This window comes from Paraburkholderia sp. J10-1 (assembly GCF_905220165.1).
GTDB lineage: Bacteria > Pseudomonadota > Gammaproteobacteria > Burkholderiales > Burkholderiaceae > Paraburkholderia.
In genome coordinates this window covers 446,669-468,523 of sequence record NZ_CAJMYW010000001.1, presented here as the reverse complement: position 1 = coordinate 468,523, position 21,855 = coordinate 446,669, and the positions used below count along the sequence as shown (strand labels likewise).

The following is a 21,855-nucleotide window of genomic DNA, read 5'->3' as shown; positions in this document are numbered from 1 at the left end:
ACGACGTCCGTATCACGAATGGACGTCGATTAACATTTCGTAATACCAATTTTAGGAGGTCCATCATATGACTCAAGTCCTTACGGTGGTTCGTAATGCAGGAGCAGCGACGCTAGGTGAACTTCAACAAGCTAAATTGCCAATTGGAGATACGGTAGCCAGTCAGGGCACGGCGCAACATCAAGAGGCGAACAACGTGGGTGCGAGCGTGGGTGTGTGGGAAAGCTCACCCGGCCAGTTCCGTCGTCATTTGAAGAATCGCGAGTTCAGCCACATCATTAGCGGCTGGTGCATTTTCACGCCGGATGGCGGCACGCCGGTTGAACTACGGGCCGGCGACGCGGTGCTGTTCCCTGCGAACTGTGAAGGCGTCTGGGATATCCGTGAGACGCTGCGTAAAACCTACGTGCTGTTCTGAGGTGCCGACGAAAATGAGTGAAATCGCAAGACTTGGCGTCGGTCCGCGGGCAAGCGGCATAGTGGTGTCTGGCGACCGCCTTGAAACGTCAGGCATCGTGGCCGATCCTGGCGTGGCCCATAGCATTGAGGATCAAACGCGTTCGGTCTTGGCACAGTTAGAGTCATTGCTGAAACAGGCGGGCGCCTGCAAGGCGAACGTTACCCGGATTCAGATCTGGCTCGCCGACATGAAGGATTTCGATGCGATGAACCGGATCTACGACGGCTGGGTCGGCAATGCGGATCAGCCCGCTAGGGCCTGCGTCGGTGCCGAACTGGCACACGAAAGCTATCTCATCGAGATTCAGGCGTCTGGAACGCTGTAGTCGACGTCAACTCAAGGCATCGGAAATGTGTAGTGCCGGCGGCCAGCATGCACACCGCGGCGTCACGGTGTCAAAAAGCGCCTCCGCGAAGGCGAACAGCCTCTCAAGAGAGGAATATGCGGATCAGGTCGCTGCTACCAGCCGCTCGACCACGTGCCGGCGTTTCCGGTAGACAGCCGGCGTTTCTCCATACTGCTTCCTGAACCAGAGGATGAAGTGCGACGCGTCGGAGAATCCGGCTTCCAGCGCAATGGTGGTAACGTTTCGGCTCGTGTCCGCCAGTTGCTTGCGGGCGTATTCGAGCCTGAGTTTTCTCCAGTAGTTCGCAGGCGCGTCGTTGGTGTTGCTCAGGAACGCACGGTGCAACTGCCGTGGGCTCGTGCCCGCATGCTCGGCGACTTCCGACAGCGTAGCGGCGGAGCTCAGGTTGGACCGCATGAATGCGATCGCTTTGCGCACAGTTTCGTCCTGGTACACATGAGGCTCGCTGTCAGAGTCGCGCTCGGGCGCTTTTTCGAGTGCCGCGTCGGCCAGCAGATACTTGAGGCCCTTTTGTGCACGAACCTCGCCGCAATGGCGTCGGATCATGCCCGCGGCCAGGTCGATAGCGGTTCCGCCAGGGCACGTAATGATCCCTTCGTCGTCCACGTAGCTCTTGTCGATCAATGCGGTTGCCCGCGGAAAGCGCTGGGCAAATTCCTCGCGAATGGTGAAGTGGACCGCACATCGCCGACCGTCGAGCAAGCCGGCCTTGCCGAGCACGAATGAACCGGAACATAAGCCAATGATCGGGATGCCTGCAGCATGGACCTTGCGCAGAGCGTCCAGCAGCCAGGAGGGAGGGTCACGCGTTTCCGAGAGTAGACCGCCGGCAACAACGACGTAATCGTATAACTCGAGCTGCCCCAGTGGCTTTGTGGGTAAGATCGGCATGCCGCAACTTGCCGCGATCGGTTGATCGTTGCACGTCATCCAGTCCCACTGGCAGAAAATCTGACGGCTACGGAACGACTTGTCCGCAGCAAATCTCAACGAATCGACCAGGCCGGCGACGGGAACCAGTGTGAACTGATTCATCAATATGAAGCCAACCCGAAGATCCGGCCGGGATGGCGGCGTCTCCAGGAAATCTTCGCCTACGTCTCCAATGTATTCGTTTTCTGTCGTCATCGCCCATCCTCGGAGAGATGAAAAATCCTTTATGCACTGAGTATAGGATTCTTTCCCTGTCTTGTATGTTGCCAAGGGACCGAAAAATATAACATTTGTGCCATTTTGGCGGAGTGCTTACGAGATTGCTCCCAGGTCGGAAACCCATAGGACCTGGAGTCTCGCAGGCGCTGACAGCGCCGTCAGGGGGCACTTGCTGTGTTTGGGGATTCCCCCCCGTTTTACATCGATCGAAAGATCCGACATGAAGAAAGAAATCTCTCATCGTCCTCATTCGCTGACGTTGTTAAAGCGCAATGCCGGCAGCGGGCGGCTTCTGCGCGCATAGGGTGGCGAGCGCTTCAGACGATTGGGCTCTGGGTAGTGCCAAACTTCAATGGAAGGAAGGTGCAATGTATAAAATAATTAACTACATTGTTTAATAGTCGCACATCGTCAGACAACCGAAATAATCGCATGAACGATCGATCGTGATAGGAGGGTTAAGGGGATACCCTAGTCTGCACCCGCATCATAGCAATTGTCCCGCTGGTTATAGACGAGTGACGCACCAGAATCCGATACTTACTACAACAATAAAACATCCCTTATCAGCCCCCCCTGAATTAGAGGGATTCGATGCTATTTGAGTTTTCATTTCTCCGAGCCGAGCAATATAAAGTGTGCTGCTTTATGATTTTATGTCGATTCTATTGAGCTTGATGTTTATGGAGAAGGATGTACTTCATAAACATATGAAAACTTGGTGTTTTTTAAGGTTGGATAAAAGTTTTCCTTTCTGGATAATGAAAAGATTTACGTCACTCCTGAATTTAATGGGGGTTGCGCGGCCGGATTTTATTGCCGGTAGGTGGTCGAGGAATAGAGAGACGTTTTGCCAGCAGCGCGGCTTCAACATAGGCCGAAAACACGCTGCATAAAACAGGAGGAAGTACCATGTCATTGCAGAGTAGCTCTTTAGCCGGCTTCGGCGAATCGAATGACGCGCAGACATCCCTAGCCTTTAAACGGCGCTTTATGATGAGGATGCTCTTCGTCTTGACCGGAGGAATGTTCCTCGATGGCTATATCCTCGGGATCGTCGGCCCGGTGACCGCAAGGCTAACCGCAGAGCTTGGCACTTCGACACTGTGGGAGGGTTTGATTGCTGCCGGCGCGTTGTTCGGCATCTTGTTTGGCTCTCCACTCGGTGGCTGGGCCGCCGACAAGTACGGGCGCAAGCCGATGTTTCTGGCTGACATGGGTCTGTTCGTGATTTCCTCTGCCATGCAGTTCTTTGTTAGCTCGCCGCTGCAACTGTTCGTTGCGCGTCTGCTAATGGGCGTCGCGATTGGCGCGGAATATTCCGTCGGCTGGCCGCTCATGTCGGAATTCGCGCCCGCGAAACTGCGAGGTCGGTTGATGGGGCTAACCCTGATCGCCTGGTACGCGGGATTCATGGTTGCCTATGCTGTCGGTTTTGCGTTGAATGAGTCCACACACCTGAGCTGGCGGTTCATCCTTGGAACGAGTACGTTTATCGCAGTAATCCTGTTCTTTGCGCGGTTCGGCTTGCCTGAGTCCCCGCGCTGGCTGTGGAATCAGAAACGGGTCGACGAGGCGCGTGTCCTCGCCCGACGGTATATGGCTAACGCGGCAGATGTTGCTGATGTCGAGCGCGAAGGTACCACCACGAACGGCGTACGGCTCGGAATGCTTTTCTCGCCGCAATACTGGCGGGCAACGCTCTTCATGTCGATGTTCTGGTTCTGCGCAGTCACGCCGTACTTCGCGATTGGGACATTCGCAGACAGCGTGCTTCAGAAATACGGCTTGAGCGGTGGACTCGCAGGCGGCATCGGTCTCTCGGTCGTTGCTTTGGCTGGCGTCGTGGTCACGGTACTGTTAATCGAAAAGGTTGGCCGTCGCACGCTGACTGTTCCGCCCCAGTGGTTGTGCACGGCGGTTCTCGCTGCCATTGGCCTGTGGTCCGGTGCCCCGCCGGCAGCAGTATTAGCGCTATTCCTCGTCTTCTCGTTTTTCAACGCAGGGTACAACACGTTGACGGGCATCTATCCAGGCGAGGTCTTTCCGACTGAGGCTCGTGGTATCGGTACGGGTTTTGCCACTGCCGTTAGCCGAATTGGAGCAGGTCTTGGAACGTTCCTTTTGCCGTGGTCGATGATCCACATCGGCGCCTCGGGAACTATGCTGATCGCTGCCGGTATTGCTGGCTTTGGCGCGGCACTGTCGCAGTGGTTAGCGCCCGAGACGAAAGGCAAGAGCCTCACGGAAACGGCTGCTGGGTACGCCCACTAGCTTGTTCGCGACCAAGGGAGATTGTATCGGCATGCGAGTGGAACGGCGGCCAGTAAGGCATCTGGTCGCACGATAAGTCCGATGTCCCACCTCGGCTGGAGATGCGGAAGGTAAGCGGAGCATCGCGTATCGTTGCAGAGCCGCATGGTCGTGCGTTGATAGTGGGCCTGTTTCGTCATAGTGCTTCCGACACGACTGACATATCGACATAGCAACATGCGGACGCCATGCCATTCAGTTTCTGCACAACATTGAAGGTTTATCGGTTGCAGCTACACAGCTGGATCGCGAAGATTAATTATCCTCAAAACTTTTGTGAGGTCGTGGCGATACTCGTGCGACTTCTTCTCTGAAAAGGTACTCCACGAAATGACTCCCCTCAATAAAGACATTGAACTTTCCGAAGATGATGCCTGTCAGTCTGCCTTTTCTACCCCCGTAGGGGAAAGGCCGTCTCGGGAGCGAAAATCGTCATACACGACCTTGCTAGGGGCACCCGTATCAGAGATCGCGGCGAACGTCCCGGATCGACCGGATGTGAGTTGGGTCGCAATCCTCGGATATAACTAACAAGATAGATGATTTATATAATAGTCTCGCGAGATGATATTATAAAATAAATAGGACTACAAAATACTCAATAGCTGAGTTCGCTAAGGCTAACCGGTTAAAGACCTGCCAGACGGGAGGGTTGGGATTGCTGCATGCAAGAAACGAAGAACGCAAGTAGTCTTCCGCGGTTTGCCATAGAGCTATCGGGAGCCGTTTGAGACGGCTGTCGTGAGCGTTCAAAGATCCAATTTTCGAAACTCTGCAGACAAGGAGTCTGTTCGTGAAAGCATCCGACCTGTTCGTGAAGGCGCTGGAGAACGAAGGCGTCGACCGCATCTTTGCGGTGCCAGGCGAGGAAAATCTCGACGTTGTCGAATCGCTACGTCGCTCGAGCATTGAACTGATTTTGACGCGGCATGAGCAGACAGCCGCGTTCATGGCTGCTACCCACGGACGTCTTACGGGAAAGCCCGGTGTCTGCATGGCGACACTTGGTCCTGGTGCTTTGAATCTGGTCACCGGCGCGGCGTATGCGCACCTCGGCGCGATGCCGATGGTGCTCATCACGGGGCAGAAGCCAATCAAGACGGCTCGTCAGGCGCGCTTCCAGATTGTGGACATCGTGGCAACAATGAAGCCGCTGACCAAATCGTCACGTCAGATTGTTAGCGGCGCCAGCATCCCTGCTGTGGTTCGAGAAGCTTTTCGTCTAGCACAAGACGAGCGTCCTGGACCAGTACATCTCGAATTGCCAGAAGACGTAGCAAGCGAAGAGGTGAGCGATAACCTGGTCGTGGTGCCTCCGCATCCCGTCGAATTGCCCGTTGCGCAGGATGCAGCTATCGATCGCGCTGCCACGATGCTGGCAAACGCGAAACGTCCGCTCGTCATGTTTGGTGCGGCGAGCAATCGGCCCCGCCTCGCTGGGCAGTTGACCAGTTTCATTCGGCGAACAGGCATTCCTTATTTCAACACCCAGATGGGTAAGGGCACCATTGCCGCAATCGGCAACGATGAAGCTAGCGAACTATGGCTTGGTACGGCCGCGCTGAGCGAACGCGACTACCTGCACGAAGCAATCGACCGCGCCGACCTGATCGTCACGATCGGTCACGATACGGTTGAAAAGCCCCCGTTCATCATGGGGCCGACGGGGCCGAAGGTGATTCATATTGGCTACACGCCGGCCAACGTCGAACAGGTCTTTTTCCCGCATGCGCAGGTCGTGGGCGACCTCGGTTTGAGTCTGGCACGTCTTGCAGATGTTGTCGAAGGCAAGCTCCCTAACGCAGGAGCGTTGGCGCAGTTGCGGGAGAGCATTTTGAAGCGAACGATGGACCGTGCAACCGAGTCGCGTTTTCCGCTGACGCCACAGCGCATCGTCAACGATGTGCGCGCCGTCATGCCTGCCGACGGCATTGTCGCCCTCGACAACGGCATGTACAAAATCTGGTTCGCGCGCTGTTATCGGAATCGCTGCGCCAACACCTTGCTGCTTGACAACGCGTTGGCCACGATGGGCGCAGGTTTGCCCTCGGCCATGATGGCGGCTCTTCTCTATCCCCAGCGCCGTGTGATGGCGGTATGCGGGGATGGTGGCTTCATGATGAATTCTCAGGAGCTCGAGACCGCGGTGCGGCTAAGGCTCAATCTAGTGGTGCTGATTATTCAGGACGATGCTTACGGAATGATCCGCTGGAAGCAGACTGTAGATGATTTTGCGGACTGGGGCCTGACCTTTGGCAACCCGGATTTTGTGAAGTACGCAGAGGCTTACGGCGCGAAGGGCCGGCGGGTTGAGTCGGCGGAGGGACTTGTGCCTGAACTCGAGGCAGCTTTCCTTGAAGGTGGTGTACAGCTGGTGGTGGTGCCGGTCGATTACACCGAGAACAATCGGGTGCTTGTCGAAGAACTCAAGAATCGGGTTATGGACGAGGTGGCGCAATGAGGATCAAGGCAGCTGTTCTTCAAGCGATGGGCGCGACAGCGCCTTATGCTGAATCCCGCCCGCTTTCCATTGAAGACATTGAGCTGGCACCGCCTGGGCCTGACGAAGTGCTTATCAGGATCGCAGCCGCGGGCTTGTGCCACTCGGACCTCTCCGTCATCAACGGAGACCGGCCCCGCCCGATGCCGATGGCGCTCGGTCATGAAGCCGCGGGGGTCGTCGAGCAGCTGGGCGCCGGCGTAACCGATCTTCAGGTTGGCGACCATGTGGTCGTGGTTTTCGTGCCGAGCTGTGGCCATTGCACCCCATGTGCAGAAGGGCGCCCGGCCTTGTGCGAGCCGGGCGCTGCAGCAAACGGTGCCGGGACGCTGCTCTCCGGCGCTCGACGGCTTAGCCTGAAAGGCGACGCCATCAACCATCATCTCGGTTGCTCGGTCTTCGCCGAGTATGCCACGGTGTCACGCCGGTCCGTAGTCAAGATCGATCCCACGGTGCCGCTCGACGAAGCGGCACTCTTTGGATGTGCGGTTCTGACGGGCGTTGGCGCAGTAGTCAACACGGCTCAGGTACGCGTGGGTGCGTCCGTAGCGGTTATCGGCCTAGGCGGCGTTGGGCTCGCCGCGCTCATAGGCGCACAAGCCGCCGGAGCCAGGCAGATTATCGCGGTGGATCTTTCGGACGCGAAGCTCGAGCAGGCGCGCCTTCTCGGCGCGACCCACACGGTCAACGCCGCGCGGGAAGATGCACTCGAGCATATCCGCGCACTGAGTTCGGGTGGAGTCGAGTTCGCCTTTGAGTTTGCGGGCTCGATCCGTGCATTGGATTTGGCATACAGCATCACGCGTCGAGGCGGGGCGACCGTTACTGCGGGCTTACCCCCGTCAACCGCGCGCTGGCCGCTGGCCGCCGTGAGCCTGGTCGCTGAGGAGCGCACGGTTAAAGGCAGCTACATCGGAACATGTGTGCCGGCACGCGACATCCCGCGCTACATCGAGTTGTACAAGCAAGGACGTCTGCCCGTGGACAAGCTGCTCACGGGGCGCTTGCGCCTCGACGAAATCAATCGTGGTTTCGATCTGCTGCACGAGGGCAAAGCCATTCGCCAAGTAGTGGTGTTCGAATGAGTCAGGCAAACGGAAGCTGGCCCGATGCGTGGAGCGCGCTGCAGCAAGAATTGCTCAAGTCGATGTTCGCTTCGCCTGGTGGCTCGTCTGACGGGAGCGCACAAAAGACGAAGCAGCCCATGCAAGCGCAGTTTGCCGACTTGACGGAAACCTGGAAAGCCTCAATCGAGAAATGGGCGGCATTTGCGAAAGATGGCGTCGATCCCGACGCTTGGACGTCAAATGCATTGCGCGAGATATTCTCGCCAGCCCGGTGGGGCGGAAACGGCACGGGTGCGTTTGACGCTGCCCTGCAGCACGTCATCGAGGGTCCTAAATACGCAACGCTATGGGATCTTGACCAAAAACTCGTTCGATTGCAGCACTCGTTGAGAAAGCGCGATGAAGCTGTGCTTGCCTATCAGGCGGTTGTGCAACGGGCCTGGAATGCGACGTTCGAACGTTTCATGAAAACTTTGACGACGAACGAAGGCGAGGCGCCGAAGACGTGGCGCAGCCTGACGGATCAGTGGTTGAAGGTAGCCAACGAAACACTGATTGAAGCGTATCGCTCAGACGAATTCGTGAGCGCGCAAGCCCGTATGCTGCGTTCTGCGTCGGACTATCGGTTGCAGGAGCGTGAGATAGCCGAATCGTGGTGCGAGGCCTATCACGTCCCGACCCGTACCGAGGTTGATGAGATACAGCGCACAGTGACGGAACTTCGGAGGCAAGTCCGATTGCTGCAGCGTCAATCCGCGTCACGTGCGGAAGATCCGCCCGCGTCTGCGCCTAAACCGTCGCGCCGGCCGCGCGCGGCGGCCGCGAAGCGTGACCGAACCATTCACACCTGAGAGAAGCCATGGCCGCCGAACAGAAGTCGACCGCCGCGAGGGCGCTCGCCGAATTTAGCGACTTCAGCTTGAAGATCGCCCGTGGACAACAAATGCTCGACCGTCTTAAGGACGAGCATGTGCAGATCGCTACCGCCGACAAGGAGGTCGTATTTCGAGAAGACAAGACCACGTTGTACCGCTATAAGCCCACGGCGGGGCGCAAGGTCGGCACCCCCGTGCTCGTCGCATACGGCCAGATCGGCCGATACACGATGACTGACCTGCAGGAAGATCGCTCGATGTTACGCAACCTGCTCGCGCTCGGTGTCGATGTCTATGCAGTCGATTGGGGCAGTCCGAGTCGCAGCGATCGCTGGCTCAAGTTTGAGGACTATGTCGACGTCTACCTGAACGACTGCATCGAATTCATTTGCCGCGAACACCAAGTTGAAGCGATCAATCTTCTCGGCATCTGTGAAGGTGGGGTGTTTTCGCTGTGCTACGCCGCGCTCAACCCGGAGCGGGTGAAAAACCTCATCCTGACTATCACTCCGGTAGATTTTCACGAGGACCAGGCTGAAGGCCGCGTCAATCACGGGCTTCTCAACCTCTGGGCCCGTGGCATGAGCGACGACGATGTCGCACAATTGATCGAGGCCAGCGGGAATCTCCCGGGTGAGCTGACAGGTTACGTCTTTTCCCAGATGACGCCGGGCGCGACCTTGTCGAAATACAACGTCGGGCTGCTCGACACGTTCGACGATGAGAAAAAGCTGCTCAACTTCCTGCGCATGGAAAAGTGGCTAGCCGACAGGCCGCATCACCCCGGCGAAGCAGCCAAACAGCTGCTGATCAATCTCTACAAGAACAATGAGCTGATTCGCGGTGAATTTCAATTGGATGGTCGCACCGTCAAGCTGTCGGACATCAGGATGCCGGTGCTGAACATCTACGCGAAAGATGATCACATCATCCCGCCAAAGACGACACAGGCGTTGCGCGAAGCTGTAGGCACTTCCGACTATCAGGAAATCGGCCTCGAGGGCGGTCACGTTGGTGTCTTCGTGAGTGGCAAGTCACAAGGGGTGTTGGCAAAAGGCATCGTCGAATGGCTGCAAGAGCGTGACGATCCACACCCCTGAGATGGGCTAGATCGATGCAACCACAACTGAGACAAGTCTCCGTCATTGGCCGGGGCGGCTTTCACAAGCTCGCGTATGCCGAGTGGGGCTCGCAGAGCGCCGAACGGACCGTCGTCTGCGTTCACGGGGTTTCCCGCAATGGCCGCGACTTCGACGTGCTGGCGGCGGCTCTCGCTGCGAGGGGCATGCGGGTGATCGTGCCCGACCTGCCCGGCCGCGGACGCAGTGACTGGCTCGCGTCGCCTGCGCACTACACTGACCGCGCGTACGTGCGAGCAATGTCGACACTGATTGCGCGGCTCGATGTCGATAAGGTGGATTGGGTGGGCACCTCACTTGGTGGCCATATTGGCATGTTGGTGGCGGCACAACCCGGAACGCCGGTACGGAGGCTGGTGCTCAATGACTTCGGCGCGCGCGTGTCGGCTGCAGCCTTGCGCAGAATCGGCAGCTACCTGACCCGATCGTGGCGCTTCGCGTCTATCCATGAAGTCGAAGCCCACCTGCGGGAAGTCCACGCGCCGTTTGGCAAGCTCAACGACGCCCAATGGCGTCATCTGGCACAGAACAGCGCCGTTTCAGACGGGGCAGGCGGGTTTCGATTTCACTTCGATCCGGGCATCGGAGTGCGTTTTTCGATTCCGATCTTGCTCGACGTGATCCTTTGGCAGATCTGGGACAAGATCGATTGCCCAGTGCTGGTTTTACGCGGAGAAGATTCTGACCTGCTGGCACGAAGCACGGTGGAAGCGATGCTCGAGCGTGGGCCAGCGGCCATGAAGGGGCGAGTGACGGCATTCGAGTTTCCCGATTGCGGTCACGCGCCCGCACTGATGGATGAGACGCAGATTTCGATCATCGCGAACTACCTCTTAACTGAACATCTTGATTAGCGAAACAAGACTGCCATGATTCAAGACAAGGTCGTTACCGCCGATGAGGCCATCGCCCTGATACGGGATGGAGATGTGGTGAGTTGCTCAGGGTTCGTCGGCATTGGCACGCCTGAGGAGTTGATTGCGGCGTTGGAGCGCCGCTTCGTCGAGACGGAGGGACCGCGCGATCTCACACTTGTTTTTGCGGCGGCGCCCGGCGATGGCAAGGATCGGGGGCTGAATCGGCTCGCCCGTGAGGGGCTCGTGCAACGTGCGATCGGCGGCCACTGGTTGCTCGTGCCCAAACTTGGGAAGCTGGCAACGGACAACCGTATCCAAGCGTACAACCTACCCCTCGGGACTATCTCACACCTCTATCGCGATGCTGCCGCCCGCCGCGCAGGGACGCTCACGAAGGTGGGGCTGGGTACCTTCGTCGATCCGCGGCAAAACGGCGGAAAGATCAACGCACGAACGACAGAAGACCTCGTGCGGGTCATGGAAATTGATGGCGAGGAGTGGCTCTTCTACAAAGCGGTCCCGATCAACGTTGCGTTGATTCGCGGCACCACGGCAGATGCGGACGGCAATATAACGATGGAGCGTGAGGCGTTGATGCTTGACGCTCAAGCGGCCGCAATGGCCGCGAGAAATGCCAACGGTCTCGTTATCGCGCAAGTAGAACGAATTGCGTCAAGTGGCACGCTTGAAGCACGCAGCGTGGTCGTCCCGGGCGTTCTCGTCGATTGCGTAGTGCTGGCACCACAATCGTCGCATAAGCAAACCTATGCGACGGAATACAACCCGGCCTATTCGGGCGAGATCCGTGTCCCCGTGAACAAGATCCCAACGCTGGCGCTCGATGAGAGGAAACTCATCGCAAGGCGTTGCGCCTTCGAGTTGCCGCTGGGTGGGGTGATTAACCTGGGAATCGGCATGCCCGAGGCGGTGGCGGCTGTCGCTGCGGAAGAGCGCGTGCTCGATCATCTGACCTTGACCGCCGAGCCCGGCGTAATCGGCGGAATGCCTCAAGGCGGTATGGACTTCGGCGCGGGCATCAATACACAAGCGCTGCTGCACCAGAATCAGCAGTTCGATTTTTATGACGGCGGTGGACTTGATCTCGCTTGCCTGGGAATGGCCGAAATCGATCGTGCCGGAAACGTCAACGTTAGCCGATTTGGACCTCGTCTGGCGGGCTCAGGCGGCTTCATCAACATCAGTCAAAATGCGCGCCGGCTCGTGTTCGCCGGGACGTTCACTGCCGGAGGAATCGCGACCGCAGTGGAGAAAGGTCAGATGCGCATTATCGCAGAGGGGCGAACGCGCAAGTTCGTCGAAGCCGTGGAGCAAATCACCTTTAGCGGCCCGCTTGCAGCGGCGAAGGGACAGTCGGTTCTCTATGTCACTGAGCGGTGCGTATTCAAGCTTCGACCAGAAGGCTTGCAACTGATCGAAGTCGCGCCGGGGATCAATATCGAGCGGGATGTACTCGCACACATGTCGTTTCGACCGATCGTCGGTGACGTCGCGTTGATGGACCCGCGCATCTATCGCACGAAGCCCATCGGCCTCGCTGGCGTACTGCAGGACCTGCAATTGACCGATCGACTCAGCTATGACGTCGATCGCAATATTCTCTTCGCGAACTTTGAAGGAATGGCGATTCGAAGCGTCGACGACATCGAATGTGTGCGTCGTGTGTTCGACGCGCTATGTAGCAAGATTGGCCATCGGGTCGCGTTAGTCGTCAACTACGACGGATTCCGATTTGATGAGTCGCTGGCTGACGCGTATTTCGAAATGGTGGCCGACCTGCAGGCAAAGCACTACTTGACAACTACGCGTTACACCACCAGTGCCTTCATGCGGATGAAGCTTGGGGAGGCGCTTTCTTCCCGTCAGGCCGCAGCGCACGTTTTTGAAACACACGCTGAAGCTACCGAATTCCTTCGAGCGCGAGAGCCAGCGTGAGATTACTTGCCTCATATATGTAGAGAACACCGACCATGTCTCGCCCCAATCCTTCTTCTTCATACCGCGCGGGAGAGTGGATTTGCGGTGCCGGTTCGTTATCGATTTGGATGGCGATTTTTGCACTCATCCTTGGCAGAGAGACCTCTCGCAATTCAAGTCTGGCAGGGCGGCGGCCTTGTAAGCGTGCGCGTCCCAACCGCCATGGATCCGGTCTGCCAGCCGCAGCATGCTCAAGATCTTTCTGCTGCGCTCGAAGATTTGAAACTGGCATACATCCAAGTCCCGCAATTTCGTCCGATGGACCGAAGCGCGGATCTCTCGAAGGAGGTCGACGCTGTTTGCAGCAGAGTTTCGTGCGCGCCTCGGTGGGGCGCATGTTTCCGATACGGAGCGTCGTGACAGATTGTGCATCGGAAGCCCCGGGACATCACGGGGTGCCCGCAAGAGTCTTCTTATGGAACTGAAAAATGGTGAAGAGCATGGCAGCGATCGAACCAACGCAGCAGAAAAGCCGCATATTCCCGCCGTCGGAGAGGATATCTGCCTACGCCGCGATCTCCAGCATGGCCGCTTACGATGTCTTGGTCGCCGAAGCCGAGCGTGACTACGAGGGTTTCTGGGCGCGCTTGGCGAGCGAAACACTCTCGTGGTACAAGCCGTTTACCAAGGTGCTGGACGAGTCCGCCGCGCCGTTCTACAAGTGGTTCGAGGACGGCGAGCTCAACGCCTCGTACAACTGTCTCGACCGTCATGTCGAAGCGGGCCGCGGGAACCAGATCGCGATCATCTTTGAAGCTGACGACGGCACGGTGAGTGAAGTCACCTATCAGGACTTGCAGGACCGCGTCTGCCGGCTCGCCAACGCGCTCAAGAAGCGGGGCGTGAAAAAGGGTGATCGTGTGGTGATCTATCTGCCGATGTCGGTAGAAGGTGTCGTCGGGATGCAAGCCTGCGTGCGCATTGGAGCGATCCATTCGGTCGTGTTCGGCGGCTTCTCCTCGAAGTCGCTGAATGAGCGCCTCGTTGACGTCGGCGCGGTTGCGCTCATCACGGCTGACGAGCAGATGCGAGGCGGGAAGGCGTTGCCACTCAAGAGCATCGCCGACGAAGCGATCGCTACGGGCGGCTGCGAGAAGGTGAAGGACGTCATCGTGTACAAGCGTACGGGCAGCAACGTCGCGTGGACAGAAGGGCGCGACGTGTGGCTGCACGAGATCGTCGAGACGGAATCGAACAAGTGCGAGCCCGAATGGGTGTGTGCGGAGCACCCTCTCTTCATCCTGTATACGTCCGGTTCAACGGGAAAACCGAAAGGCGTGCAGCACAGCACCGCAGGCACGCTGCTGTGGGCCGCGCAGACGATGAAGTGGACCTTCGACGTGAAGCCTGGCGATCTCTTCTGGTGCACGGCGGATATCGGCTGGATCACCGGGCATAGCTATATTGCGTACGGACCGCTCGCCATCGGTGCGACGCAGGTCATGTTCGAGGGCGTGCCGACCTATCCGAACGCCGGCCGTTTCTGGGAGATGATCGACCGCCACAAGGTGACAATCTTCTACACCGCGCCGACCGCTATCCGCTCGCTCATCAAGGCATCGGATTCGGATGCGAAGTTGCATCCGAAATGCTACGACCTATCGACGCTGCGCATACTCGGCACGGTCGGCGAGCCGATCAATCCGGAAGCGTGGCTTTGGTATCACGAGAACGTCGGTCGTGGTCAGTGCCCGATCGTTGATACGTGGTGGCAAACGGAAACGGGCGGTCACATGATCGCGCCGATGCCGGGCGCGACGCCGCTCGTGCCCGGTTCGTGCACGCTGCCGCTGCCAGGTATTATGGCCGCGGTCGTCGACGAAACCGGACAGGACGTGCCAAACGGGCAGGGTGGCATTCTCGTTGTGAAGCGCCCGTGGCCGTCGATGTTACGCAATGTCTGGCGCGACCCGACGCGTTATCTGTCTAGCTACTTCCCGGAGGAACTCGGCGGCAAGCTGTACCTTGCCGGAGATGGCGCGTTGCGTGACAAGGAGACCGGCTACTTCACGATCATGGGCCGCATCGATGACGTGCTAAACGTCTCAGGTCACCGCCTCGGGACCATGGAGATCGAGTCGGCGCTAGCAGCTAATCCTCTGGTTGCAGAGGCTGCCGTCGTAGGCGTTCCGGACGAGACGACAGGCGAAGCAGTGTGCGCCTTCGTTACGCTCAAGGGGGGGCGCCCGGAAGGTGAAGAGGCGATCAAGATCGCCTTGGAACTGCGCAACTGGGTTGGCAAGGAGATCGGGTCGATTGCGAAGCCGAAGGAGATCCGCTTTGGCGAGAACCTCCCAAAGACGCGCTCGGGCAAGATTATGCGCCGCCTGTTGCGCTCACTTGCGAAGGGCGAGGAGATCACGCAGGATGTCTCTACGCTGGAGAACCCCACGATCCTCGATCAACTCGGAAAGACACGATAGAGGCACACAAATTGGATTGCTGTAGAGCTCGAAAGCTGAGCGGAGCACAGCCGGTGACGCCTCCCAGGCGTCTCAGAGACCTCGTGGATCAGTCCCAGCATGCCGGTGGCAACAAAAGAAGTCGCATTGTCTCCGGCTAAGCCGCAATACCACTTCAGCATGGAGTTACCATGAAATTTGAAGGCATCTATACCCCAGCCATTACGCCCCTCGACGCAGAAGGGAATATTGACAAGACTGCCTTTGCCGAGGTGATCGAATCGTTGATAGCAGCGAAGGTCGATGGCATTGTCATCGGCGGATCAACTGGCGAATACTACGCTCATACCGCGCAGGAGCGCTTCGACCTTGGGACTTTGGCCCGGGATGTGATCGGCTCGCGGGTTCAGCTGGTGATTGGCACAGGGGCAATTCGTACCGAGGACTCAGTAGAATATGCCAAGGCGGCGAAAGCGATCAAGGCCGATGCGATTCTGGTCGGCTCCTCACCGTATGCACTGCCGACGCAGCAGGAAAACGCTGAGCACGCGCTTTCGATCGATCGGGCTGCGAATCTTCCTATCATGCTGTACAACTATCCGGGCCGGATGGGCGTCTCGATGGGGCGTGAGTTCTTCAATTCAGTCTGCGCAGCATCGAATAACTTCCTGGCTATCAAGGAGAGCTCTGGTCAGATGGCGCAACTGCATATGCTTGCGCGCGAGTTCCCGAATATCAGCCTTTCCTGTGGATGGGACGATCAGGCTCTGGAGTTCTTCGCATGGGGTGCGCGTAGCTGGGTTTGTGCTGGCTCAAATTTCCTTCCTGTCGAGCACATTGCGTTGTATCAAGCCTGTGCGGTCGAGAAGAATTTCGACAAGGGTCGCCGGATCATGTCCGCGATGCTCCCACTCATGGATTTCCTTGAGGGTGGCAAGTTCGTTCAGTCCATCAAGTATGGATGTGAACTCGCGGGACTTCGCACTGGGGGTGTCCGGGCCCCTCTGAAGGAACTTGAGGAGCATGACAAGCAAACGCTGCAACGGATTGTTGGCGAGTTAAAGCTGGAGGTTGCCTCGATTGTAGTGGGGGATGGCACGGCTTGATTGACGCACGCAGCGGGCAATCCAGCGAAGGAGGCTTGCTGCGTGTATAAGGCCACTTTGCGATCGAACTCCATTTGATGCGGGAAGGTCGTACGCCCCGTTTGAGGCGGCGAGGGCTGGAAACGTGTTTTTGGTAGTCCGTCCAGAATCCAGCGTGAAAGCGGCGGATAATGGCCGGAACTTACTGTGCGCGCGCCAGTTCTAGGCCTTTCCCTTCCGGGTACCTTATCGGGACGGGCGGGGTCTGCCGCGTACCGCGCACTCCGTTGTCCATTAAAAGTTCCACAAGATTTTCAAAACTTGATGCATGACGGAAGCGCGCGAGGCGGTGCACGGTCGGTCGGCGTGATAACCAGACCTCGGTATTTTCATCCTGAACTGGTACCTATTCTGGCGGAGCGTGATCAACCGGCGTGCGCCACAAGCTCCGCATGACGCGGTGTGCGCATCGACCGAGACGGAGTTGCGCGGGTGTATAGCCTTGCACTTCGCACTATCCGCCGCCCACGCGCCAGCGCTCTTGCAAGAGCTGACCAGGATTACGCGGCGCGGGGGGTGTCTGCCCCGAGCCGGCGTTTCATCTGCAGGTGCTACAGTCATTTGACGTGGGACGCGGTGCCTGACCGACATTCAGTTCGAGCTAAAATTTCGCTCTGAATTGAAGTGGACAACTGAAAGACATCAATACTTGGGGTGTTATCAGAGCGATGCACTAATCTTTTCGGCAGCGTCCTTTGATACCCATTTGCTCCAAAGGTCCTTGTTCTCCTTGAGGAAATGCTTCGCACCGTCTTCGCCGGTCGCTTGATTATCCGACATCCAAGCCATCAGCTTGTTCAACGTTGCGCTGTTCCAGGAGCGGGTTTTCATATATTGCATGACATCGGGGCTTACTCGCGTCGAGAACGACTTCGTAACGTATGAGTAGACGTGATCTGTCGCCGGCCAGCCGGTCGGCTTCGGATCCGGGCAATCCGCCTTTGTAATGCATCGCTTCCATTCGGCATCGTTATAAGGCACGCCAGGATCAAGTCGTACCATCTGATATTTTCCGAGGAGCGCGGTCGGTGACCAGTAATAGCCTACCCACGCCTGGTGATTCGCGAAAGCCTTCACGATTGAACTATCCAGGCCAGCAGCCGAGCCGGTGTTAACCAATTCGAATCCGGCCTTTGTACCATCGAATGCCTTGAACAGCTGAGCGGTAATCACAGTCCATCCCCAACCTTGCGGACCGTTGTACACCGCGCCTTTCTTCGGATCATCCGGTGAGGGGAAAAGCTCAGGGTGCTTGAAGACATCTCGGATGGTCTTGATTTCTGGATGCTTATCGGCGAAATACTTGGGAATAAACCAACCATTCATTTCACCGTCGGAAATATCCTCGACCGTCTGTACCAACTTACCTTCAGAAAGCCCACGATTGATGAGCTGCGGCAAGAGTGCAGGCGGCACTTCGGGGGCGATATCCGGTTGTCCCTTCTCAACCATTGACGTCATCGTCGGAACTGTGTCACCGAGAACGAGCTCCGCATCACATTCGTAGCCGGTGCCGAGGATGATCTTGTCGACGTTCGCCAGCACCTCCGCGCTTGTGAAGTTCATACTGGCGATCGTGACATGCCCGCATTTCGCATGGGCCACCGACGCACCTGTCAGGAAAGCCAACAGTACGCATGCGGACGAAATAGACCTTTTCATTTTCATTGCCTCCGTATTACCTAGCGACGTGGTTTTATTGCAGCACGGGCAGTCGCGAGTCCGGGCTGCTGGATCTCGTAGGATGAGCGCCAAGGGGAACACTCACATCAAAAGGTGTCCGGCTCCATGAGCGCTATATGATCGTCAACGGGAGCGTGTCCACCGCCCCGAAGAATGCGTTCGATTTCTCTCGGCTTTGCCGTGTAAGACTTACGGCACAGCTCTGAGCGAAGACGATGCCGCTCGATCAGCTCCGAGGAGCGCCTCCGCTGACGCACCGACGTTTTGGCGCTGGTCGCCCGGTGTAACAAGTGCGGATGCCAATTGACGCAGATTCACGGTTCCGAGGGGCCGATTTCCGTCGCCAACGACCACCAGGTGGTCGTCCTCAGTGACGCGTGTCAAAAGACAGATAGCATCCTCGATGGTCGTATCCACCGAAATCTGCCTTCCAACCGTATTCGCGCCGGAACGGACCGGCGACATGACGCCATCGACCGAGACAACGCGCCCCCGATTTACTTGTTTGACGAAGTTCGTCACATATTCGTCTGCCGGTCGCAACACAATGTCCTGTTTTGTGCCTTGTTGAACCATGCAACCATCGCGAAGGATGGCGATCTGGTCCCCCAGTCGAAGAGCTTCGTCGAGGTCGTGCGTGATGAAGACAATCGTCTTCCGGATTTCCTTCTGAATATCCAGAAGAACCGCCTGCATGTCCGTGCGGATAAGTGGGTCGAGCGCTGAGTATGCCTCGTCCATTAGAAGAACAGGCGCGTCTGCCGAAAGCGCTCGGGCAAGACCGACGCGCTGCTGCATGCCGCCGGATAGTTGATTCGGGTAGCGTTGCTCGAATCCCTTCAGGCCTACGCGCTCGATCCATCTCATCGCCGTATCGATCGACTGCTTGCGCCCCACACCTCTCAACTCAAGTCCATAGACAACGTTGTCCAGAACGTTCCGGTGCGGCAAGAGCGCGAACTTCTGAAATACCATTGCGGTCTGATTTCGCCGGAACTCGCGCAGGTCGCGAAACTTCATCTTGCACACATCAACGCCGCCAATCATCACTTCCCCTGATGTCGGATCGATGAGTCGATTGATGTGCCGAATCAGTGTCGACTTTCCCGATCCCGAGAGGCCCATGATCACTTGAATGGAGCCGGCGGGTATATCCAAATTGATGTCGCGGAGGCCGAGTACGTGGCCGGTCTGCTTAAGTAAATCGGCTTTCGGCAAGCCGTTCTTCACGGCGGCAACATGTGATGCGGCCTTCGGTCCAAAAATCTTGTAAAGATTCTTGATTTTGATACCACCAAATTTAATATCAGCCATGAACCACCTCCAGATGCTTTTGGAGCCGCTTGCCATACGCCTGACTAACGCGATCGAAGATTACCGCGATGCCGACGATAGCAAGACCGTTAAAGATACCGAGCGTGAAGTACTGGTTGGCAATGGCCTTCAATACTGGCTGTCCCAATCCTTGAACCCCAATCATTGCGGCTACGACCACCATCGCGAGTGCCATCATGATCGTCTGGTTGACACCGGCCATGATGGTAGGAAGAGCGAGAGGTAATTGAACTTTTACGAGTCGTTGCCAGCCTGAGGAGCCGAACGCATCCGCGGCTTCAAGGATGTCTTTGTCTACGAGACGTATCCCAAGGTTGGTCAACCTGATCATCGGCGGAAGTGCATAAATGACCACAGCGATGAGGCCGGGCACACGGCCAATGCCAAGCAACATGACAACCGGAATGAGGTAAACAAAGCTAGGCATTGTCTGCATCACATCGAGAATTGGATCGACTATCCTGCGTACGCGGTCCGACTTCGCCATGAAGATGCCGGTTGGAAGACCGATGATGATCGACATGACCGTGCTTACAAAGATCATGGAAATGGTTCTCATCGTGTCCTGCCACATATCGAAATAGCCGATAAGCAAAAGCGTCACGAGGCACGCGCCAACCACCTTCCAGTTCCTGCTTGCCACCCACGCCACACCAAGCACCAGGAGCAGGATGACGGGCCACGGCGTCTGAGTCATGAAGCGCTCTGCGCCCATCAAAAATTGCTGTAGAGGCTGAAACGCCTGGTCGATCGAATCGCCGTAGGCAGCGGTGAATGCCCTAAATCCGTCGTCGATGCTTCGCTTGACATGCAGGAGCGATTCATCCTGCATGTGGGGAAATCTGCTTAGCCAGTCCATGTCTACCTCCTCAACTCCTGAAACCTATTTGGTGAGCACGCCGCACGCGCCAGTGCTGTTCAATCAAGGCGCCTGCATGGAGCGATACGCGACCTCGAAATTTTCAACTTCAAACTACAATGTTTAAAGAGATAATTCGGATGCCGAACATTAATGAATTATTGTAGGCGTCCAGAACAATAAGCAGTCTTGCGTGTTAGCTTATTACCCCTGCGCGATGGCCGATCAATATTTCGAGGCGGTACTTGAGCCGAGGCGCATCACGCTTGAGATCCCTGAGTCTCTGTCGGTTCAAACGGTTCTGTAAGACCGAATTTCGTGGATTTTCCGCGAGATCCGAATCTCCGACTATCGCCTTCATCCTGACTCGATGAGTATCTTTGGTGTAGCGAGTATCAAATCCGGGCACGGTGTCCGCATATAACGAATGGGGCAATTGCTATGATGTTGCTGCCACTCAGGGTATGTCCTAGAGCGGTGAGGCGGTGCCCTGCGCGCCCGGTGTCACAAGCGATCCAGACCTGCAGATTTTCCTTGAGTTGGCGGTGCGAAATGCTACCCCAGTCGGGGCGGCCATTAGGTGCGAGTCAGCTCGCTCGGAGCTGGGGCCGATGCGCAGTTCGTGATGACCGAGCCCACAAGGCGATAACCATTCCGCACTGTCCGCCTGTTTGCTCGTCGCACTCAACGGTGTCTGCGTAACCGTGCATGACGGAGAGCGAGTGCCGACGCAGCGGTCGCGCTCGGCGGGCTGCGTCTCGAAGCTCAGGCGACCGGGGTGCAACAGAATGTCGCCATACGCTCATTAGGCTCGTACCTCGAAACGCCTGTGCGATCTGTTCGCAGTCGAGTTCGGCCACCTGACGCGCCAGTCGAGCGGCGGTGAAGCGCTGGCCGCGGGTACTCCTACCGCGGTCAAGTGAGGGTGCCGTCGGCTCGAGGATTGCGTCATCCATTCGAGGCATGGCTACTGCACGTCCGCGCTGTGCAGCAGCCATCGCCTTGGGGCGAAAAGACCGATTTATCGCTTCGCTCGGTATGCGGATGTCGGCGGGGGACGTGACCTTAAGGGGATACCCTGAATGGCAGCAACATCATAGCAATTGCCCCATTCGTTATATGTGGTCCCGCCGTGTCGATTCGATACTCTCGGCACACATCGGTGCCGATCATGAGACGAGTTATTCACAGAGGGGCGGCGCGGTGGACCCTCGTCGGCGCGGGGTTGACGGGTATGGCAGCGGCGAGGCGAATCGCGGTGCGTCATCCAGGCGACTCAGTCGTCCTTGTTGACGCGCAGGAGGTGGGACGTGGCGGGCCCGGGCGGAATTCCGGATGTGCGGTCGTTTTGCCGCGCGAGATTGGCAGGCCCGGTTACCTTGGAGATCTCGCGATGACGGAGGTGAACGCCAAGCATAAACATACAGCGCGGGAGATCGTCAAGGGACGGCCAGCCGAATGCAGCATTGACTGCCAAGAACGGGCCGTCGGCAAGTACGGGACTACCGTACACGTCCGGCATCGCGGTCTTTTGCGTCCGACATCGGCTTCCTGGAGCGACCGCTGCTGCCCGTATTCATCTACGGCGGCATCGTACAGATGTTGACCGAAGAAGATCCATCGAGACTTTGCGGACCGTCCATCTGGGGCGTCATCCCAACCGAACCATTTGGCAGCACGTTGAGGCGAATGCCGGACAATCGCCT

16 protein-coding genes are annotated in these 21,855 nt (G+C 57.4%); 12 read left to right on the top strand and 4 right to left on the bottom strand.

Annotation, left to right across the window (positions count from 1 at the left end):
* Positions 1-67: 67 nt before the first annotated feature.
* Together U5A65_RS02080 and U5A65_RS02075 are read left to right on the top strand one after the other, a co-directional pair.
* Positions 68-418, top strand: a complete 351-nt coding sequence (locus U5A65_RS02080) for a cupin domain-containing protein (protein ID WP_321945319.1) — start codon at positions 68-70, stop codon at positions 416-418.
* Between the two features lie 13 nt (positions 419-431).
* Positions 432-785, top strand: a complete 354-nt coding sequence (locus tag U5A65_RS02075) for a RidA family protein (RefSeq protein WP_321945318.1) — start codon at positions 432-434, stop codon at positions 783-785.
* Between the two features lie 123 nt (positions 786-908).
* Here U5A65_RS02075 and U5A65_RS02070 read toward each other — a convergent pair whose 3' ends face one another.
* Positions 909-1,955 (bottom strand): GlxA family transcriptional regulator, encoded by a 1,047-nt coding sequence (locus U5A65_RS02070; protein WP_321945317.1) that lies wholly within the window; start codon positions 1,953-1,955, stop codon positions 909-911.
* A gap of 936 nt (positions 1,956-2,891) precedes the next feature.
* On the opposite strand from U5A65_RS02070, the gene U5A65_RS02065 reads away from it, so the two are divergent.
* The 9 genes from U5A65_RS02065 (at position 2,892) to U5A65_RS02025 (ending at position 16,233) form a co-directional block, all read left to right on the top strand.
* Entirely contained in the window at positions 2,892-4,253 is a 1,362-nt protein-coding gene (locus U5A65_RS02065) for an MFS transporter (RefSeq protein WP_321945316.1), read from the top strand.
* Between the two features lie 832 nt (positions 4,254-5,085).
* The gene (locus U5A65_RS02060; RefSeq protein ID WP_321945315.1) at positions 5,086-6,753 is read left to right on the top strand and encodes an acetolactate synthase large subunit; all 1,668 of its coding nucleotides are present in this window, start codon (positions 5,086-5,088) and stop codon (positions 6,751-6,753) included.
* Positions 6,750-7,877: a zinc-dependent alcohol dehydrogenase family protein gene (locus U5A65_RS02055; RefSeq protein ID WP_321945314.1), complete on the top strand. Its 1,128-nt coding sequence runs from the start codon at positions 6,750-6,752 to the stop codon at positions 7,875-7,877. The genes U5A65_RS02060 and U5A65_RS02055 overlap by 4 nt, the downstream gene beginning before the upstream one ends.
* A complete protein-coding gene (locus U5A65_RS02050) occupies positions 7,874-8,710 on the top strand; it encodes a poly(R)-hydroxyalkanoic acid synthase subunit PhaE (RefSeq protein WP_321945313.1) in 837 nt (278 codons plus the stop codon). Before U5A65_RS02055 ends, U5A65_RS02050 begins: the two co-directional genes overlap by 4 nt.
* 8 nt (positions 8,711-8,718) lie before the next feature.
* A complete protein-coding gene (gene phaC, locus U5A65_RS02045; RefSeq protein WP_321945312.1) occupies positions 8,719-9,834 on the top strand; it encodes a class III poly(R)-hydroxyalkanoic acid synthase subunit PhaC in 1,116 nt (371 codons plus the stop codon).
* Positions 9,835-9,848: 14 nt separating this feature from the next.
* The gene (locus U5A65_RS02040; RefSeq protein ID WP_321945311.1) at positions 9,849-10,727 is read left to right on the top strand and encodes an alpha/beta hydrolase; all 879 of its coding nucleotides are present in this window, start codon (positions 9,849-9,851) and stop codon (positions 10,725-10,727) included.
* Positions 10,728-10,742: 15 nt separating this feature from the next.
* Complete coding sequence (locus U5A65_RS02035) at positions 10,743-12,683, top strand: acyl CoA:acetate/3-ketoacid CoA transferase (RefSeq protein WP_321945310.1); 1,941 nt, start codon at positions 10,743-10,745, stop codon at positions 12,681-12,683.
* A 482-nt stretch (positions 12,684-13,165) separates the two neighbouring features.
* Positions 13,166-15,148 carry an acetate--CoA ligase gene (gene acs, locus U5A65_RS02030; RefSeq protein WP_321945309.1) on the top strand — a complete coding sequence of 661 codons (1,983 nt, stop codon included), beginning with the start codon at positions 13,166-13,168 and terminating at the stop codon, positions 15,146-15,148.
* 170 nt (positions 15,149-15,318) lie between these two features.
* Positions 15,319-16,233, top strand: coding sequence for a dihydrodipicolinate synthase family protein (locus U5A65_RS02025; protein ID WP_321945308.1), 915 nt, complete (start codon positions 15,319-15,321; stop codon positions 16,231-16,233).
* 699 nt (positions 16,234-16,932) lie between these two features.
* Here U5A65_RS02025 and U5A65_RS02020 read toward each other — a convergent pair.
* From U5A65_RS02020 to U5A65_RS02010, 3 genes are all read right to left on the bottom strand, one after another.
* Complete coding sequence (locus U5A65_RS02020; RefSeq protein WP_321945307.1) at positions 16,933-17,934, bottom strand: glycine betaine ABC transporter substrate-binding protein; 1,002 nt, start codon at positions 17,932-17,934, stop codon at positions 16,933-16,935.
* Between the two features lie 210 nt (positions 17,935-18,144).
* Complete coding sequence (locus U5A65_RS02015) at positions 18,145-19,269, bottom strand: betaine/proline/choline family ABC transporter ATP-binding protein (RefSeq protein WP_321945306.1); 1,125 nt, start codon at positions 19,267-19,269, stop codon at positions 18,145-18,147.
* Positions 19,262-20,149 carry a proline/glycine betaine ABC transporter permease gene (locus U5A65_RS02010; protein WP_321945305.1) on the bottom strand — a complete coding sequence of 296 codons (888 nt, stop codon included), beginning with the start codon at positions 20,147-20,149 and terminating at the stop codon, positions 19,262-19,264. Before U5A65_RS02010 ends, U5A65_RS02015 begins: the two co-directional genes overlap by 8 nt.
* A gap of 1,171 nt (positions 20,150-21,320) precedes the next feature.
* Here U5A65_RS02010 and U5A65_RS40910 point away from each other — a divergent pair.
* Complete coding sequence (locus tag U5A65_RS40910; RefSeq protein WP_415764034.1) at positions 21,321-21,755, top strand: FAD-dependent oxidoreductase; 435 nt, start codon at positions 21,321-21,323, stop codon at positions 21,753-21,755.
* Positions 21,756-21,855 lie beyond the last annotated feature (100 nt).